The 16474-nt window shown below is 67.7% G+C and carries 19 protein-coding genes; 5 read left to right on the forward strand and 14 right to left on the reverse strand.

Annotated features, from left to right (window positions below; all coding sequences use genetic code 11):
- Positions 1 to 186, forward strand: a 186-nt coding sequence (locus QM569_RS03055) for a hypothetical protein (RefSeq protein WP_414985752.1), incomplete at its 5' end; no start/stop codon positions are given.
- On the opposite strand, the gene QM569_RS03060 is transcribed toward QM569_RS03055, so the two are convergent.
- Genes QM569_RS03060 through QM569_RS03095 form a run of 8 tightly spaced genes read right to left on the reverse strand, consistent with a single transcriptional unit; the run spans position 183 to position 6698 of the window.
- Entirely contained in the window at positions 183 to 1034 is an 852-nt protein-coding gene (locus QM569_RS03060; RefSeq protein ID WP_414985753.1) for a class III extradiol dioxygenase subunit beta, read from the reverse strand. The genes QM569_RS03055 and QM569_RS03060 overlap by 4 nt on opposite strands.
- Position 1035: 1 nt before the next feature.
- Positions 1036 to 1473, reverse strand: a complete 438-nt coding sequence (ligA, locus tag QM569_RS03065) for a protocatechuate 4,5-dioxygenase subunit alpha (RefSeq protein WP_414985754.1) — start codon at positions 1471 to 1473, stop codon at positions 1036 to 1038.
- A gap of 1 nt (position 1474) precedes the next feature.
- The gene (locus QM569_RS03070) at positions 1475 to 2410 is read right to left on the reverse strand and encodes an amidohydrolase family protein (protein ID WP_414985755.1); all 936 of its coding nucleotides are present in this window, start codon (positions 2408 to 2410) and stop codon (positions 1475 to 1477) included.
- Positions 2411 to 2437: 27 nt separating this feature from the next.
- Positions 2438 to 3421, reverse strand: a complete 984-nt coding sequence (locus tag QM569_RS03075) for a Bug family tripartite tricarboxylate transporter substrate binding protein (protein ID WP_414985756.1) — start codon at positions 3419 to 3421, stop codon at positions 2438 to 2440.
- Between the two features lie 31 nt (positions 3422 to 3452).
- Positions 3453 to 4262 (reverse strand): transporter substrate-binding domain-containing protein, encoded by an 810-nt coding sequence (locus QM569_RS03080; RefSeq protein WP_414985757.1) that lies wholly within the window; start codon positions 4260 to 4262, stop codon positions 3453 to 3455.
- A 46-nt stretch (positions 4263 to 4308) separates the two neighbouring features.
- A complete protein-coding gene (ligK, locus tag QM569_RS03085; protein WP_414985758.1) occupies positions 4309 to 4992 on the reverse strand; it encodes a 4-carboxy-4-hydroxy-2-oxoadipate aldolase/oxaloacetate decarboxylase in 684 nt (227 codons plus the stop codon).
- Positions 4993 to 4994: 2 nt separating this feature from the next.
- Positions 4995 to 6029 carry an amidohydrolase family protein gene (locus QM569_RS03090; protein ID WP_414985759.1) on the reverse strand — a complete coding sequence of 345 codons (1035 nt, stop codon included), beginning with the start codon at positions 6027 to 6029 and terminating at the stop codon, positions 4995 to 4997.
- Between the two features lie 21 nt (positions 6030 to 6050).
- Positions 6051 to 6698, reverse strand: coding sequence for a substrate-binding domain-containing protein (locus QM569_RS03095; protein ID WP_414985760.1), 648 nt, complete (start codon positions 6696 to 6698; stop codon positions 6051 to 6053).
- 107 nt (positions 6699 to 6805) lie between these two features.
- Between QM569_RS03095 and QM569_RS03100 the strand changes: the two genes are divergently transcribed.
- Positions 6806 to 7717 carry a LysR substrate-binding domain-containing protein gene (locus QM569_RS03100; RefSeq protein WP_414985761.1) on the forward strand — a complete coding sequence of 304 codons (912 nt, stop codon included), beginning with the start codon at positions 6806 to 6808 and terminating at the stop codon, positions 7715 to 7717.
- Between the two features lie 6 nt (positions 7718 to 7723).
- Here the strand turns inward: QM569_RS03100 and QM569_RS03105 are convergent, their stop codons facing one another.
- The 6 genes from QM569_RS03105 to QM569_RS03130 all read right to left on the reverse strand — a co-directional run bounded on the left by QM569_RS03105 (position 7724) and on the right by QM569_RS03130 (position 13305).
- Complete coding sequence (locus QM569_RS03105) at positions 7724 to 8440, reverse strand: ABC transporter ATP-binding protein (protein WP_414985762.1); 717 nt, start codon at positions 8438 to 8440, stop codon at positions 7724 to 7726.
- Entirely contained in the window at positions 8433 to 9284 is an 852-nt protein-coding gene (locus QM569_RS03110) for an ABC transporter ATP-binding protein (RefSeq protein ID WP_414985763.1), read from the reverse strand. Before QM569_RS03110 ends, QM569_RS03105 begins: the two co-directional genes overlap by 8 nt.
- On the reverse strand, positions 9281 to 10234 hold the full coding sequence (locus QM569_RS03115) for a branched-chain amino acid ABC transporter permease (protein WP_414985764.1): 954 nt from the start codon (positions 10232 to 10234) through the stop codon (positions 9281 to 9283). The genes QM569_RS03110 and QM569_RS03115 overlap by 4 nt, the downstream gene beginning before the upstream one ends.
- 1 nt (position 10235) lies before the next feature.
- Positions 10236 to 11108: a branched-chain amino acid ABC transporter permease gene (locus tag QM569_RS03120; RefSeq protein ID WP_414985765.1), complete on the reverse strand. Its 873-nt coding sequence runs from the start codon at positions 11106 to 11108 to the stop codon at positions 10236 to 10238.
- A gap of 52 nt (positions 11109 to 11160) precedes the next feature.
- Positions 11161 to 12336: an ABC transporter substrate-binding protein gene (locus QM569_RS03125; RefSeq protein ID WP_414985766.1), complete on the reverse strand. Its 1176-nt coding sequence runs from the start codon at positions 12334 to 12336 to the stop codon at positions 11161 to 11163.
- 216 nt (positions 12337 to 12552) lie between these two features.
- Positions 12553 to 13305, reverse strand: a complete 753-nt coding sequence (locus QM569_RS03130) for a GntR family transcriptional regulator (protein ID WP_414985767.1) — start codon at positions 13303 to 13305, stop codon at positions 12553 to 12555.
- Positions 13306 to 13474: 169 nt separating this feature from the next.
- Between QM569_RS03130 and QM569_RS03135 the strand changes: the two genes are divergently transcribed.
- From QM569_RS03135 to QM569_RS03145, 3 genes are all read left to right on the forward strand, one after another.
- Positions 13475 to 14506, forward strand: coding sequence for a Rieske 2Fe-2S domain-containing protein (locus QM569_RS03135; RefSeq protein WP_414985768.1), 1032 nt, complete (start codon positions 13475 to 13477; stop codon positions 14504 to 14506).
- Positions 14503 to 15471, forward strand: coding sequence for a PDR/VanB family oxidoreductase (locus QM569_RS03140; protein WP_414985769.1), 969 nt, complete (start codon positions 14503 to 14505; stop codon positions 15469 to 15471). Before QM569_RS03135 ends, QM569_RS03140 begins: the two co-directional genes overlap by 4 nt.
- Before the next feature lie 150 nt (positions 15472 to 15621).
- Positions 15622 to 16474, forward strand: an 853-nt coding sequence (locus QM569_RS03145; RefSeq protein WP_414985770.1) for a gamma-glutamyl-gamma-aminobutyrate hydrolase family protein, incomplete at its 3' end; no start/stop codon positions are given.

Below are 16474 nucleotides of genomic sequence, written 5' to 3' on the forward strand. Positions count from 1 at the left end.
CCGCAAGCGGCCTGCAACGACGTGGCCGGGCCTTTCCCCGGCTTTCCCGAAGGGTTGGGCCAAAAGGCCAGCGCTCGCGGTGTTGCAGCCCTTGCCAAGGCCACCAGCCTTGGCGGCGGCGCGCGCCTTGCGATCACTGGCCTTTTGGCCCAACGCGGGTACGTAAAAGTGCATAACACGCTCTAGCTCTCCAGAATCAGATGGCCCACGGCGGTGTTGGATGCCGGGACGTGGAAGAAGCGGTGCCTCACGATGGGTGCAGGGCCGCCAGCAACGTCGGCCATCGCGCCGCGCGCGATGAGCCACATCACCAGCTCGATGCCTTCGCTGCCCGCCTCGCGCACGTATTCGATGTGCGGCACCTTGGCCAGCTCGGCGGGCTCGGCGATCAGGCGGTCGAGGAACTTGTTGTCCCATTCCTTGTTGATGAGCCCGGCGCGCGGGCCTTGCAGCTGGTGGCTCATGCCGCCCGTGCCCCAGATCTGCACGTTCAGGTCTTCGTCGAACGACTCGATGGCGCGGCGGATGGCCTTGCCCAATTGGAAGCAGCGGTTGCCCGAGGGTACGGGGTACTGCACCACGTTGACGGCGAACGGGATGACCTTGCAGGGCCACGCCTCGGGCTGGCCGAACATCAGCGACAGCGGCACGGTGAGGCCGTGGTCCACGTCCATCTTGTTGACGATGGTGAGATCGAAGTCGTCCTGGATGACGGACTGCGCGATGTGCGCCGCCAGCTCCGGGTGGCCGTGGACGGTGGGCACGGGGCGCGGGCCCCAGCCTTCGTCGGCGGGCTGGTACTGGGCTGCGGTGCCGATGGCGAAGGTGGGGATCATGTCCAGGCTGAACGCGGTGGCGTGGTCGTTGAAGACCAGGAACACCACGTCGGGCTTCTGGGCTTTCACCCATTCCTTGGAGAAGTCGTAGCCCGCGAACAGCGGCTGCCAGTAGGGGTCCTGGGTCTTGCCCAAGTCGAGCGCCGCGCCGATGGCGGGCACATGGGAGGTATAGACGGATGCGGTGATCTTGGCCATGTCAGCCCTTCTTTCCAGCGGAACCTTGGGGTTGGCGGTGCGCCTGGGCGTCGCCGTCCTCGCCGATGTAGCGATTGCCTTCGACGGAGCGGCCGCCGCCGATCATCATGTTGCGGTATTCCTCTTCGGTCATGCCGGTCATGGAGCCCGCCATCTGCTGGAAGCTCTTGCCGTCGGTCGCGCCGATCTTGGCCAGAAAGTAGATGTTGCCGCCCAGCGCGATGCAGCGGTTGAGGTCGCGCGCGAGCACGGCCTGCTTCTGGTCTTCGGTCATCGCCCATTCGTCGAGGTAGGCGCGCTCGTCGGCCAGAAAGCGGCGGCGGTTGTCGGCCTTCATGAGCGACATGCAGAACTGGTTGAGGTGGTAGCCCAGCCGCGACTGCTCCGCGTCGAAGATGGTCGTGCCGGGCACGTCCTTGTAGGGTTTGTCCAGGGCCATGTCAGCGCTCCTCGTCGGGCCAGTAGAGGCGCATGGGGTTGTCCACCAGCAGCTTCTTTTGCAGCTCGGCCGTGGGCGCGATGTGCGGGATGAAGTCCACCAGCAGGCCGTCGTCGGGCATGTGGTCCTTGAGGTTGGGGTGCGGCCAGTCGGTGCCCCAGAGCACGCGGTCGGGGAACTCCTGGACCACCTTGCGGGCGAAGGGCACTACGTCGGCATAGGCGTTCTGCTCGCCGTTCAGCGCCTTGGGGCCGGTGACGGACAGGCGTTCGGGGCAGCTCACCTTGCTCCACACGTTTTGATGTTCGCGCATGAATTGGAGGAACAGCGCGAACTCGGGGCCGTCGATGGGCTTGCTCACGTCGGGGCGGCCCATGTGGTCCACGACGACGGTGGTGGGCAGCGCGGTGAAGAAGTCCCACAGCTCGGGCAGGTCCACGGCCTCGAAGTAGATGACCACGTGCCAGCCCAGCTTGGCGATGCGCCCGGCGATCTCCATCAGCTCGTCCTTGGGCGTGAAGTCCACCAGGCGCTTGACGAAGTTGAAGCGCACGCCGCGCACACCGGCGTCGTGCAGTTGCTGCAGTTCTTCATCGGTGATGGAACGGCGCACGGTGGCGACGCCGCGCGCGCGGCCACCCGAATGCACCAGTGCGTCCACCATGGCCCGGTTGTCCGCACCGTGGCAGGTGGCCTGCACGACCACGTTGCGCGCAAAGCCCAGGTGGTCGCGCAGGGCATAGAGCTGCTCTTTGCTCGCATCGCAGGGCGTGTACTTGCGCTCGGGCGCGTAGGGGAACTCGGCACCGGGGCCGAAGACGTGGCAGTGCGCGTCCACGCTGCCGGGCGGCACCTGAAAGCGCGGCGTGCTGGGACCTGCGTACCAGTCCAGCCAGCCGACCGTTTTCTCGAAAGGACCTGTGGTGGGTTTGCTCATGCGTATCTCTCTCGGCTCGGGCTTGAATCAATCGGGTTTGATATTGGCTTCGCGCACCAACTTCTCGTAGCGCACGCGCTCGGAGTGGATGAGCTTGGCAAACATGTCCGCGCTCCCCGGAATCACCTCACCGCCGACCTGGGTCATGCGCTCGCGCACTTCCTTGGTCTGCAGGGCTTTTTGAACTTCGGCGTGCAACTGGGCAACGATGGGCTTGGGAGTGGCAGCCGGTGCGACCAGGCCGTACCAGACCGAGGCTTCGAAACCGGGGAAGCCGGACTCCGCGATGGTGGGGGCATCGGGGAAAATGGCCGTGCGGTTGGGACTGAGTACGGCGAGTACCTTGAGGCGGCCACTCTTCACATGCGGTTGGACTTCCAGCGCATTGACCGCCACCAGCGGCAGTTGGCCGCCGATCACGTCCGTGATGGCGGGGGAACCTCCGCGGTAGGGAATGTGCAGCAGTGAAATGCCAGCGGCGCGCTTGAAGAGCTCGACAGCCATGTGCGGCGTGGAACCGTTGCCCGGGCTGGCAAAGGAAATACTGCCCGGCTTGGCCTTGGCGGCGGCGATCAGCTCCTTAATGCTGGCGTAGGGTGCGCTGGCGTTGGCGGCAATCACCACCGGCACACGACCAATCAGGGCCACGGGCACGAGGTCGCGCTCGGCGTCGAAAGGTGCGGGCTGGTACAGCGCCATATTGGCTGCCAGGGCGTTGGCCGTGAGCATGAGGGTGTAGCCGTCGGGCGCAGCATCGATGGTGGCTTTCACCGCGATGTTGGTGCCCGCGCCGGGTTTGTTCTCGACCACAAAAGGCTGTCCCATCGTGCTTGCCAGGGCCTGGCCTATGGTGCGAGCCACGGCGTCCACGGCGCCGCCAGCGGCGTAGCCGACATAAACGCGCACTGGCTTGGCCGGATAGGGTTGGGCCCAGGCCATGGATAGCGCGCACAGAGCCACAACCGTACCAAGCGCCAGGCGGCGCGTGAATTTCATGAATTGGATGAACATGGGTGTCTCCTCTACTGACCGGTGAAAACCTTCAGCGTGCCGAGGGCTCGACCGTGCCGCGCAGGCCCGAGCGAGTCACGATGGCGCTCAAGGTTCCGTCGCGCCGTACGGTCAGCGCAAAGTTGTTCAGGTAATCCATGCCGCTCTCGCGTCCCTTCGGGACGGCGATGGCCATGTGTTCCAGGCCCCACCGTCCGCTGAGGATGCGCGCACCAGGCACGTTGTCGGCCAGTTCATTGAGGATGCCTTTGTTGGTGGCGAAGGCGTCGAGCTGCCCCTGCTTGAGCATATCGGTCGCCTGCTTCATGGTCGGCACGGTCACCAAGGTGGCCTGCTTGTACTGACGCCCGAGCACGCCCTGGGACGAACTGCCCTGGGTCACACCAACCTTCACGCCGACACGGTCGATCTCGCTGATGGCCTCCAGGTTACTGCCTGCAGGTACCAGGTAGCCCAGTTCCAGGCTGATCATGGGCAAAGTAAAGTTCACGTCGCGTGCGCGTGCTTCGGTGGCATTGGTGAACGTGAAATCCACCGCCCCCATCTTCATCGCATCGATGACCTCGGCCACCCGTTTGTATTCGATCAGTTCCACGGGCACACCCAGCCAGCGCGCGAACTCATGCCCCAGGTCATGGGCCACGCCTGCAGGCTTGCCGTTCTTGTCGTTCACCATCGACGTGGGGCTACCCGCGTAAACTCCCACGCGCAACCTGTCCAGAGGCGCCAGTACTTCGCGCACCTGGGGCGCGGGAGCTGGCGGCAGCGCGACAGCGCAGCCGACCAGCAAGGCCGCGCCGGTCAACAGACCCAGCAAACAGCTTCTACGGGACATGTTCATGCCTGTCTCCTTTGAGTCGCCATGGTGGACGTGCCGGATCGGGGCTTCAGTCGATGTACCTGAGGCCCGCTTTTTCCAGCGCGGGGCGCATGTTGTACATGTCCAGCCCCAGCACGCCGGAGGCGAGCTTGGCGCGCTTCTCGCCCTCGAAGCTCTCGCGCTTTTGCGCGGCGGCCAGCGTCTCCACGGCGCGGGCGGCGGGCACGCAGACCACGCCGTCGTCGTCGGCCACGATCACGTCGCCGGGCGTGACCCACATGCCCGCGCAGACCACGGGGATGTTCACCGAGCCCAGCGTGGCCTTGATGGTGCCCTTGCTGCTGATGGCGCGGCTCCACACGGGGAAGTTCATGGCCTGCAGCGTCTTCACGTCGCGCACGCCCGCGTCGATGATGAGCGCCCGCGCGCCGCGCGCCTGGAAGGACGTGGCGAGCAGGTCGCCAAAGTAGCCGTCCGTGCATTCGCTGGTGACGGCGGCGACCACCACGTCGCCGGGCTGAATCTGCTCTGCCGCCACGTGCATCATCCAGTTGTCGCCCGGTTGCAGCAGCACCGTCACCGCCGTGCCGCTGACCTGCGCGCCGGGGTAGATGGGGCGCATGTAGGGTTTGAGCAGGCCCACGCGGCCCATGGCTTCGTGGACGGTGGCCGAGCCCAGGGCACCCAGGCCGTCGGCGGCCGCGCGGTCGGCGCGGGAGATGTTGCGATAGACAACGCCGAGTTCGTACATGGTCACAGTCCTTTGGCTTGGAGCCGCGCATCGAGGCGGGGGAACACGCGGCGCGTGTTGGCTTCGTAGATCTGGTGCTTGTCGTCGGCGGAGAGAATCTTGCTCGCCTCGATGTAGCGCTTGGTGTCGTCGTAGTAGTGGCCCGTGGTGGGGTCGATGCCGCGCACCGCGCCGATCATTTCGCTGGCGAACAGCACGTTCTTCACGGGGATCACGGTGTTCAGCAGGTCGATGCCGGGCTGGTGATAGACGCAGGTGTCGAAGAAGATGTTGTTCAGCAAATGCTCTTCGAGCAGCGGCTTCTTCATCTCTTGCGCGAGGCCCCTAAAGCGCCCCCAGTGGTAGGGCACCGCGCCGCCGCCGTGCGGGATCAGGAAGCGCAGCGTGGGGAAGTCCTTGAACAGATCGCCCTGGATGCACTGCATGAAGGCGGTGGTGTCGGCATTCAGGTAATGCGCGCCGGTGGTGTGAAAGCAGGTGTTGCAGCTCGTGCTCACGTGGATCATGGCGGGCAGGTCGTACTCCACCATTTTTTCGTAGATGGGGTACCAGTGGCGGTCGGTCAGCGGCGGGCTGGTCCAGTGGCCACCCGAGGGGTCGGGGTTCAGGTTGATGCCGACGGCGCCGTAGTCCTTCACGCACTTTTCCAGCTCGGGGATGCAGGTGGCGGGGTCCACGCCGGGGCTTTGCGGCAGCATCGCCACGGGCACGAAGTGGTCGGGGAACAGTTCGCTCACGCGAAAGCACAGCTCGTTGCAGATGGCGGCCCAGGTGCTGGAGACGTTGAAGTCGCCGATGTGGTGCGCCATGAAGCTCGCGCGCGGGCTGAACAGGGTGATGTCGCTGCCGCGCTCCTTCATCAGCCGCAACTGGTTGGATTCGATGGACTCGCGCAGCTCGTCGTCGCTGATCTTCAGGTCTGCGGCGCGGGGCATTTGCGCGGGGTCCTTGATGCCCGCGATCTGCGCGTTGCGCCAGTTCTCCAGCGCCTTGGGGGCCGTGGTGTAGTGGCCGTGGCAGTCAATGATGAGGCTCATGGTTCGTGTGTCTCCGGTTCTTCAGGCGGGCTCCATGCCCTGTTGGCGTTTGGCGTCCGCTGCGGCAGGCGATGCCAGGTAGGCCAGCAGCGCGCGGGCCGCATCGGCCTGCTGCGACTGCGCGCCGATGGCGGCGGAAAACGTGGTCGTGATCTGTATGGCGGGCGGCAGCGGGCCGACGATGGCGATGCCCGGCACGTGCAGCAGTTCGCTCAGTTGCTGAAAGCCCAGCGCCACCTCGCCCTTGGCGACCAGCGAGCCCACGGGCACGCCGGGCGGGGCCTGCACCCTGCGCGGCGCAATCTGGTCGGCAATGCCCCAGCGCTCGAACAACCGGGTCAGCGCCACGCCGCTGGGGCCGGTGGACACGCTGACGCTGGGCGCGGCCAGCACGGCGGCGCGCACGGCGTCTTCGCTGGAAATGTCCGGTAATGGCGCACCTGCGGGCACGGCCACGGCCACGCCGGAGCGCACCCAGTCCACCTTGCTGCCCGGCAGCAGGCAGCCCGCGGCCATCAGCTTGTCGATGGCGTCCGATGCCAGGATCACCACGTCGAACGCCTCGCCCGCCTGCACGCGCTTGGCGGCGTCCACGCCGCCCACGGACTCGATGGCGGCGGGCCGCCCGAAACCGGCGACCAGATCCGCCAGCACCTGGCGCGTGGCCATGGACGAGATTCCACGAATCAAAGTTGAGGACGGCATGGCGTGGATTCTGGGCGAGCGCGAGCTATATAAAAAGCGGTGGAAGCATCTATCAGCTATATCATTTGCCGATGGACTTGAAGCAGTTGGAATACTTCGTGCGCGTGGCCGAGCTGGGCAGCTTTACCCGCGCCGCCGCCGCGCTGGACGTGGCCCAGTCGGCCCTGAGCCGCCAGATCCGCCTGCTGGAAGTGGAGCTGCGCCAGAACCTGCTGGTGCGCAATGGCCGGGGGGCGTCGCCCACCGAGGCGGGCAAGCTGCTGGTGGAGCATGGCCGGGGCATCCTGCACCAGATGGCCCGCGCGCGCGAGGACATGGACAGGCTGCGCGGCGGCCTGTCGGGCCGCGTGGCGATCGGCCTGCCCAACAGCGTGGCGCGGGTGATGACGGTGCCGCTGACCCGCGCCTTCCGCCAGGAGCTGCCCGAGGCCCGCCTGTCCATCAGCGAGGGGCTGTCGAGCGCGCTGCTCGAAGGGCTGGCGAGCGGGCGGCTGGACATCGTGGTGCTGTACAACGCCCAGCCCGCGCGCGACATCGACGTGTCGCACCTCATCGACGAAGACCTGCTGCTGGTGCGCGCCCGCCCGCCGGGCCTGGCCGAAGACCCACCGCCCGGCCCCATTGCGCTGGCGGACGTGGCGCGGCTGCCGCTGGTGATCCCGTCGCGGCCCAACGCGATCCGCATGTACGTGGAGTCGGAGATGGCGAGCATCGACTGCCGCCCCGAGGTGGCGCTGGAGATCGACGGCGTGTCCGCCATCCTCGACCTGGTGGCCGACGGCGCGGGCTGCGCGGTGCTGTCGCGCAACGCGCTGCTGAACTCGCCCCGGCCCTCGGCCTACACGGCGCAGGTCATCGGCACGCCGCCGCTGCGCATCGCGCTGTCGCTGGCCAGCAGCCTGCAGCGGCCCGCCACGCAGGTACAGAAGGCGGCGCTGGAGCTGATCCGGCACACGGTGCCTGCGCTGTTCAGGGCGGGCTGAAGAAAACTACCGGGCCACGCCCAGCAGCCGGTCCAGCAGGTCGGGCTGCGCGCTCAGTTCTGCCGCCCCGCCGGTGTGTACCACCGTGCCCCGGTCCAGCACGGCCGCCTGGTCGGAGATGGCCAGGATGGCCTGCGGGTGCTGCTCTACGATGATGGCCGACAGCCCTTCCTCGCGCGTGATGCGGCGGATGGCGCGCAGCAGTTCTTCCACGATGATGGGCGCGAGCCCCTCCAGCGGTTCGTCCAGCAGCAGCAGGCGCGGGTTGAGCACCAGGGCGCGGCCCACGGCCAGCATCTGCTGCTCGCCGCCCGAAAGCTGCGTGCCCAGGTTCGCCCGGCGCTCGGCCAGGCGCGGGAACATTTCATAGACGCGCTCGGGCGTCCATGCGCGCGACGCCTTGCCGGGGCGGGCCACGGCGGTCAGGTTCTCATGCACGGTGAGCGACTTGAAGATGTTGCGCTCCTGCGGCACCCAGCCGATGCCTGCGGCGGCCCGCTCGTGCGATGGCAGCTTGTGCAGCGCCACCCCGCCCAACGTGACCGCCCCGCCATGCTGGCGCGTGGCGCCCGCCAGCGTGTTGATGAGCGTGGTCTTGCCCGTGCCGTTGCGGCCCAGCAGGGCCAGCGTCTCGCCTTCGGCCAGCGAAAGGGAGATGCCTTGCAGCACCACGGCCTCGCCGTAGCCAGCGCTCAGGTTCTCGATGCGCAAGAGTTCAGACATGGGAACCTCCTGCCCCCACGCTCCCCGCTTCGCGTGGTTCGCCGCCCCCCGAGGGGGCCCTCGCGCCTTGGGGCGGCCCGGCGTCGCTCGATACCTCCCCATGGCCCAGATACACGGCCTTGACCTGCGGGTCGTTGGCGATGGTGTCCGGGTCGCCCTCGGTCAGCACCGTGCCATTGACCAGCACCGTCATGCGGTTGGCGAAGCTGAAAACCAGGTCCATGTCGTGCTCGATCAACAGCACCGACACGTCGGCGGGCAGCGCGGCCACGGTTTGCAGCAGCTCCTCGCGCTCGCCTGCGGGCACGCCCGCCACGGGCTCGTCGAGCAGCAGCACGCGGGGCTCGCAGGCGAGGGCGATGGCGATCTCCAGCAGGCGGCGCTTTCCGTAGGCCAGCACGCGGGTTTGCTCGGCCATCACCGAGGTCAGGTGGAACTGCTCCAGCAGCTGCTCGCAGCGCTCGGTGACGGCGCGGCGCGCGCCCAGCGGCTGCCACCATTGGCCGCCCAGGCCGCGCTGCTGCGACACGGTGAGCGCCAGCGTCTCCAGCGGCGTGAGGGTGTCGAAGAGCTGGTTGATCTGGAAGGTGCGCACCATGCCGCGCTGCACGCGCTGGTGCGGCGCCAGGCGAGTGATGTCCTGGCCTTCGAGCACGATGCGGCCCTCGGTAGGCTCCAGCACGCCGGTCAGCAGGTTGATGAGCGTGGTCTTGCCCGCGCCGTTGGGGCCGATGAGCGCGTGGCGCGCGCCCTGGTGCAGGTTCAGCGTGACGTTGCCCGTGGCGGTGATGCCGCCGAAGCGCTTGACCAGCCCTTGCGCCGAAAGAACGATGTTGGCGCTCATGCCTTCTTCCCCCCAAACCACGTCCAGGGGCGGAACAGGCGGTCACGCCCGACCAGCACCAGCACCACGAGGAACAGGCCGATCCAGAACGTCCAGTACTGCGGCGTGACGGACGAGATCGCATCCTGCAGCAGCTTGAAGCCCACGGCGCCCAGAATGCCGCCGTACAGCCAGCCCGCGCCGCCGATCACCAGAATCAGCATCACGTCCGCCGAGCGGTGGAACTCGAACAGGTCGAGCGACGCGAACCCCGTCGTCTGCGTCAGCAGTGCGCCTGCCGCCCCCGCCAGCGCGGCGGCCAGCGTATAGACCTGCGCCAGCTTGGCGCCGACCGGAATGCCGATGGCCATGGCGCGCAGCCGGTTGTCACGGATGGCCTTGAGCGTGGCGCCGAAGGGCGACTGCACGATGCGCCGCGCGATGAGGAAGAACACCAGCAGCACCGTCAGCGAATACCAGGCCGCCGTGCGCCCGTACAGGTCGAACTCGAACTTTCCAAGCAGCGGCCCCGTTACCACGCCCTGCAGCCCGTCGGCGCCGCCCGTCAGCCAATCGAGCTTGTTCGCCAGCTCCAGCATGATCAGCCCCAGGCCCAGCGTGACCATGAGCCGCGTGAGGTCCGTGCCGCGCTGGATGGTGAGCGAGGCCACGGCCCCGAGCACCGTGGCCGCCGCGATGCCCACGGCCAGCCCCACCAGCGGGTCGGGCATGGCGTGCTTGGCAAACAGCGCCGCCGCATAGCCGCCCAGCCCGAAGAAGGCCGCATGGCCCAGCGAGACGATGCCGGTGTAGCCCAGGATCAGGTCCAGCGACAGGGCGAACAGCGCGACGATGGCGATCTCGTTGACGATGAGCGCATGGCTGGGCAGCGCCAGCGGCGCGGCAAAGGCCAGCAGCCAGAACACGGGCTCCCACCAGCGGAAACGGCGAGCTTGCAAAAGAGGGTTCATGTCACTTGCCTCCCTTGCGCACGAACAGGCCCTGGGGCCGCCAGATCAGGATCGCGATCATGAGGCTATAGACGATGAAGGCACCCAGCTTGGGGATGTAGTACTTGCCCGCCACGTCGGCAATGCCCAGCAGCAGCGCGGCCAGCAGCGGCCCGGTGATGGACGAGGTGCCGCCCACGGCCACCACGATCAAAAAGTAGATCATGAACTTGAGCGGAAAGCTCGGGTCCAGCCCCAGCACCTCGGCCCCCAGCGCGCCGCCCAGGCCCGCCAGGCCCGAGCCGAAGGCGAAGGTGGACAGGAACACGAGGTTCACGTTGATGCCCATGCCCGCCGCCACGCGCTGGTCATCGACACTGGCGCGCAGGCGGCTGCCGAAGCGCGTCCTGGCCAGCACGTACTGCAAGCCCACGGTGAGCGCCGCGCACACGGCGATGATGAACAGGCGGTAGTGGCCCATGCCCAGCATCCACGCGCCGCTGCCTATCTCGGTGCGGCCCTTGAGCCATTCGGGCAGCTGCATGATCTGCTGCGTGGAGCCCACGAAGTAGTCCACGCTGGCCACGGCCATGAACACCAGGCCGATGGAGAACAGCACCTGCTCCAGGTGGGGCTTGTGGTAGAGCGGGCGGTACAGCGCGCGTTCCAGCACCGCACCCAGCAGCGCCGTGCCGATGAAGGCGATGGGCAGGCACACGAGGAAGGGCACGCCCAGCCGCTGCATCAGCAGCACCGTGATGTAGCCGCCCACCATGGCGAAGGCGCCGTGCGCGAGGTTGATGAAGTTCATCAGCCCCATGGTCACGGCCAGGCCCACGGCCAGGATGAAGAGCAGCATGCCGTAGGCCACGCCGTCGAAAAGAATGGTCAGCATGAGATTGCTTCAATGGGGCGGGGCGCGGCGGCGCCCCGGGGATGGGCGTGGCTTACTTCGTCTTGCCGGGGTCTTTCACGTCCTTGATGACATCGAACTCGACGTTGTAGAGCTGTCCGTTCACCCGCTCCACCTTGCGCAGGTACACGTCCTGCACGATGTCGCGGGTCTGCGCGTCGATGAATACCTTGCCGCGCGGGCTCTCGAAGATCTGGCCCTTCATGGCCGCCAGCAGCGCATCGCCGCCGCCCTGGCCCTTGGTGGCCTTGAGCGCTTCGTAGATCACGCGCATGCCGTCGTAGCCGCCCACGGCCATGAAGTTGGGGCGCAGGCCCTTGTTGGCCTTCTCGAACGCCTCGACGAACTTCTTGTTCATGGCCGAGGGGTGCGCGGCCGAGTAATGGTGCGACGTGACCACGCCCAGGGCGCCGTCGCCCATGTCGTTGAGCTGGTCGTCATCCGTCACGTCGCCGGTGGCGATGAGCTTGATGCCTGCCTTGTCCAGCCCGCGCTCCAGGAACTGCTTCATCACCGCCGCGCCCGCGCCCGAGGGCACGAAGACGAACAGCGCATCGGGCTTGGCGTCGCGCACCTTCTGCAGGAAGGGCGCGAAGTCGGGGTTGCGCAGCGGCACGCGCAGCGCCTCGGTCACCTGGCCGCCGTTGAAGGCCAGGCGGGCGTTGAAGAACTTCTCGGCGTCGATGCCGGGGCCGTAGTCGCTCACCAGCGTGACCACTTTCTTGATGCCGTTCTTGGGCGCCCAGTCGGCCAGCGCCACAGACACCTGCGGCAGCGTGAAGCTGCTGCGCACGATGTAGGGCGACGCCTCGGTGATGCTGGACGTGGCCGCCGCCATGACCACCAGGGGCGTCTTGGACTGCGTGGCCAGCGGCGCGGTCGCCATGGCCGAGGGCGTGATGCCCATGCCCGCGAGCACGTTCACCTTGTCGTTCACCACCAGCTCCTGCGCCAGGCGGCGGGTCACGTCGGGCAGGCTGGTGTCGTCCTTGACGATGAGCTGCACCTTCTTGCCCGCCACCGTGTCGCCGTTCTGCGCCATGTACAGCCGCGCAGCCGCCTCGATCTGGCGGCCCGTGGTGGCCTGCTGGCCGGTCATGGGCAGGATCAGGCCGATCTTGAACACGTTGTCCTGGGCCAGGGCACCCAGGCTGGCGGACAGCGCGAGGGCTGCTGCGGCGGTGGCGCGAAGAAGCTGGCGTTTTTGCATGGGATGTCTCCTTTGAAAGGCGTTGTATACAAAGAAATGTGGGCCGGAGTGTGAAGCGGGCCATGCCTTTTCACAAGCGGGATTTCCGACTTTTAGGTATCGCCAAATGGGATAGCTTGGCCGGGAATACCACGAGAACAGTTCACGATGCACATTCAAATATGATAGCTGCCTGCGCTTTCCACATAAGCGTTGGAGCCCGATTTTGCTTGTAATTCAGCGGATCAGCCCCGCGCCCGGCAGCCCCTGCACCCGCGCCGCCTGGACGGCGGCCAGCAGGTTGCGGCGCGTGATGCGCGAGTGCTCGCGCAGGATGGCCTCGGCGCGCGCGCCCTCGCGGCGCTCGATGGCGTCCAGCGCCTGGCGGTGCTGGTCCTGCGCCACCACGAGCATGTCGCGCGCCTGGGGCGAATGGGTCTGCACCACCACGAAGGCCGAGGGCGAGGCGAACGGCAGGCCCTTGACCCGGTCCAGCTCGCGCGCGATCACGTCGCTGCCCACCATGCGCGACAGCAGCAGGTGGAAGCGCGCGTTCAGCTCCACGTAGCGCGCGAAGCCCGCATCGTCCAGCGTGCGCGGGGCCAGGGCGGCGTCGATGGCGTCCAGGCAGGCGTGGGCCTCGGCCAGCAGGGCAGCGTCCACGCCGCGCTCGGCGGCCAGGCGCGCGGCCAGGCCCTCCATGGTGCCGCGCAGCTCGATGGCGTCGGCCACGTCGGTCTCGGAGAAGGTGCGCACCGCGTAGCCGCCGCCCGGCAGGCGGTGCAGCAGCCCCTCTTGCTCCAGCCGCATCAGCGCGGCGCGGATCGGGGTGCGCGACACGCCCAGCTTGTCCACCAGCGTCAGCTCGGCGATGCGCGCGCCGCCGGGCAGCTCGCCCGCCAGGATCATCTCGCGCAGCCGCAGCTGCGCCCTCACGGCCTGCGAGGCCCCGGCGTCGGCGGCGATGGAAGGGTCGTCGGTCAGTTTCATGGCGCTCAATGTATACAAAAAATCCACGGCACGCACGGCGAATTTCATATAAAACAATGGCTTACGTGCCATGCCAATGCGCGATAGCTGTTTTTCAGGATTTTTATGTATACAGCGCCGGCGCGCTTTCGCACAATCCAGCCATACCTACAAAGGAGATCGCCCCGCCATGTATCCCAAGAACGCCTGGTACGTCGCCTGCACGCCCGACGAAATCGCCGAGAAGCCCCTGGGCCGCAAGGTCTGCGGCGAGAAGATCGTGTTCTACCGCCCCGCGCCGGACCAGGTGGCGGCGCTGGAGGATTTCTGCCCGCACCGGGGTGCGCCGCTCTCGCTGGGCCGCGTGTGCGACGGCGAGCTGATGTGCGGCTACCACGGCCTGCGCGTGGGCTGCGACGGCAAGCCCGTTGCCATGCCCGGCCAGCGCGTGCAGGGCTTTCCGCGCACGCGCAGCTTTCCGGTGGTGGAGCGCTACGGCTTCATCTGGGTGTGGCCCGGCGACGCCGCGCAGGCCGACCCCGCCAAGATCCACCACCTGCCCTGGGCCGAGAACCCCCAGTGGGCCTACGGCGGCGGGCTGTACCACATCGCCTGCGACTACCGGCTGATGATCGACAACCTGATGGACCTGACGCACGAGACCTACGTACACGCCAACAGCATCGGCCAGAAAGAGATCGACGAGGTGCCCTGCAAGACCCGCGTGGAGGGCGACGAGGTCATCACCAGCCGCTTCATGGAGAACATCCAGGCCCCGCCGTTCTGGCAGATGGCCCTGCGCATGAACGGCCTGCCCGACGACCAGCCCGTGGACCGCTGGCAGATCTGCCACTTCACGCCGCCAAGCCACGTGCTCATCGAGGTGGGCGTGGCGCTGGCGGGCCACGGCGGCTACGACGCGCCAGCGGACAAGAAGGCGTCGAGCATCGTGGTGGACTTCATCACGCCCGAGACGGAAACCTCCATCCACTACTTCTGGGGCATGGCGCGCAACTTCAAGCCGCAGGACCCGTCGCTCACCGTGCAGATCCGCGACGGCCAGGGCAAGATCTTCGCCGAGGACCGCGAGATGCTGGAGATGCAGCAGCAGAACCTGCTGCGCTACCCGGAACGCAAGCTGCTCATGCTCAACATCGACGCGGGCGGCGTGCAGTCGCGCAAGGTCATCGACCGCATCCTGGCGGCGGAGCAGACGGCATGACCGCGCACGAAACGCTGCAGGTCCGCGTCGTCAAGAAGACCGCCGAGGCCGAGGGCATCGCCAGCTTCGAGCTGGCGCGCGTGGACGGCGCGGCGCTGCCGCCGTTCAGCGCGGGCTCGCACATCGACGTGCATCTGCCGAACGGCATCACGCGCCAGTACTCGCTGTGCAACGCCTCGCACGAATCGCACCGCTACCGCATCGCCGTGCTGCGCGACGCGGCCTCGCGCGGCGGCTCCACCGCCATGCACGACAGCGTGCAGCAAGGCGACGTGCTCACCATCAGCACGCCGCGCAACCACTTTGCGCTGCACCCCGCGCAGCACACGCTGCTGCTGGCGGGCGGGATCGGCGTGACGCCGCTGTTGTGCATGGCGGACCGGCTGGCGCGCACCGGGGCCCGTTTCACGCTGCACTACTGCACGCGCTCGCCCGCGCGCACCGCGTTCGCCGCCGAGATCGCCGCGTCGCCCCTGGCGGCACACGTGTGCTTCCATCACGACGACGGCGCGCCGGACCAGAAGCTCGACCTGCCCGCCGTGCTGGCCGCAGCGGGCGACGGCGACAAGCGCCTGTACGTCTGCGGGCCTGCGGGCTTCATCGACCACGTGGTGAACACGGCCAAGGCCCAGGGCTGGCCGCAGGACCGCATCCACCTCGAATACTTCGCGGCGCCCGTGCAGGACACGGCGGGCGACCAGGGCTTTGAAGTGCGCATCGCCAGCACGGGCAAGACCTACGCCGTCGCGCCGGACGTGTCGGTGGTGGAGGCGCTGCGCGGGCATGGCATCGACATCCTCACGTCCTGCGAGCAGGGCGTGTGCGGCACCTGCCTCACGCGCGTGCTCGAAGGCGAGGTGGACCACCGCGACATGTACCTGACGGACGAGGAGAAGGCGGGCAACGAGCAGTTCATGCCCTGCTGCTCGCGGGCGCGCAGCAAGCTGCTGGTGCTGGACTTGTAAGCTACTGATTTGATAGCTGTATGTGCTTGCTGTATAAGGGCTGCAGGCTGATTTGGCTTGTATTCTGCCGCTGGAAGAGTTGAAGCAGGGTGCCGGCAGGCACGCCGCTTTCCTACAGACGCCGCGCGGGCCGGGTGCTACAAATTCGGCATGTCCACCGCCCCCCGCCTCAAGATCGGCCTGTCCGCCTGCTTCCAGCACGCCGACCCCACCCGCCCGCTGTTCACCGGCAAGACGCTGCAGTACGTCGAGCAGTCCATCGCGCACTGGATCATGTCCGCGGGCGCCATGGTCGTCATGGTGCCCTGCCCCACGGGCGAGACGGCGCGCGGCGACGTGACGCTGGCGCACTACGCCGACTGGCTGGACGGCGTGGTCATGCACGGCGGCGCGGACGTGTGGCCCGGCAACTATGGCGAGGAGCCGCTGCGCGAGGAATGGATCGGCGACCGCGTGCGCGACCTGTACGACCTGGCCGTGGTCAAGGCGTTCGCCGAGGTGCGCAAGCCCATCTTCGGCGTCTGCCGGGGCTTGCAGCTCATCAACGTGGCCTTTGGCGGCGCGCTGTACCAGGACATCGAGACGCAGCACCCCGGCGCGCTGCAGCACCGCAACGCCACGGCCTACGACCAGCACTTTCACGACATCCAGATCGTGCAAGGCACGCGCCTGGCGCAGCTCTACCCCGGCAAGCCGCGCGCCCGGGTCAACAGCATCCACCACCAGGGCATCAAGCGCGTGGCGCCCGATTTCATCGTCGAGGCCCTGAGCGAGCCCGACGGCGTGCCCGAGGCCATCCGCCTGCAACCCGCGCCGGGGCGCGGCTACATCGCGGCCACGCAGTGGCACCCCGAGTTCCACCAGCGGGGCACGGACGCGCTGGACGACACCGCCATCCTGCAGGACTTCCTGGCGGCCTGCGAGCAGGCCCGCGCCCGCACGCCGCAGCCCCCGGCCCCGCGCATGCGCGAGCGGGCCGCGCAGATGCTGCGCCGGGCGGTGC

It is taken from the genome of Acidovorax sp., from assembly GCF_047607405.1.
Classification (GTDB): Bacteria; Pseudomonadota; Gammaproteobacteria; order Burkholderiales; family Burkholderiaceae_C; genus Acidovorax.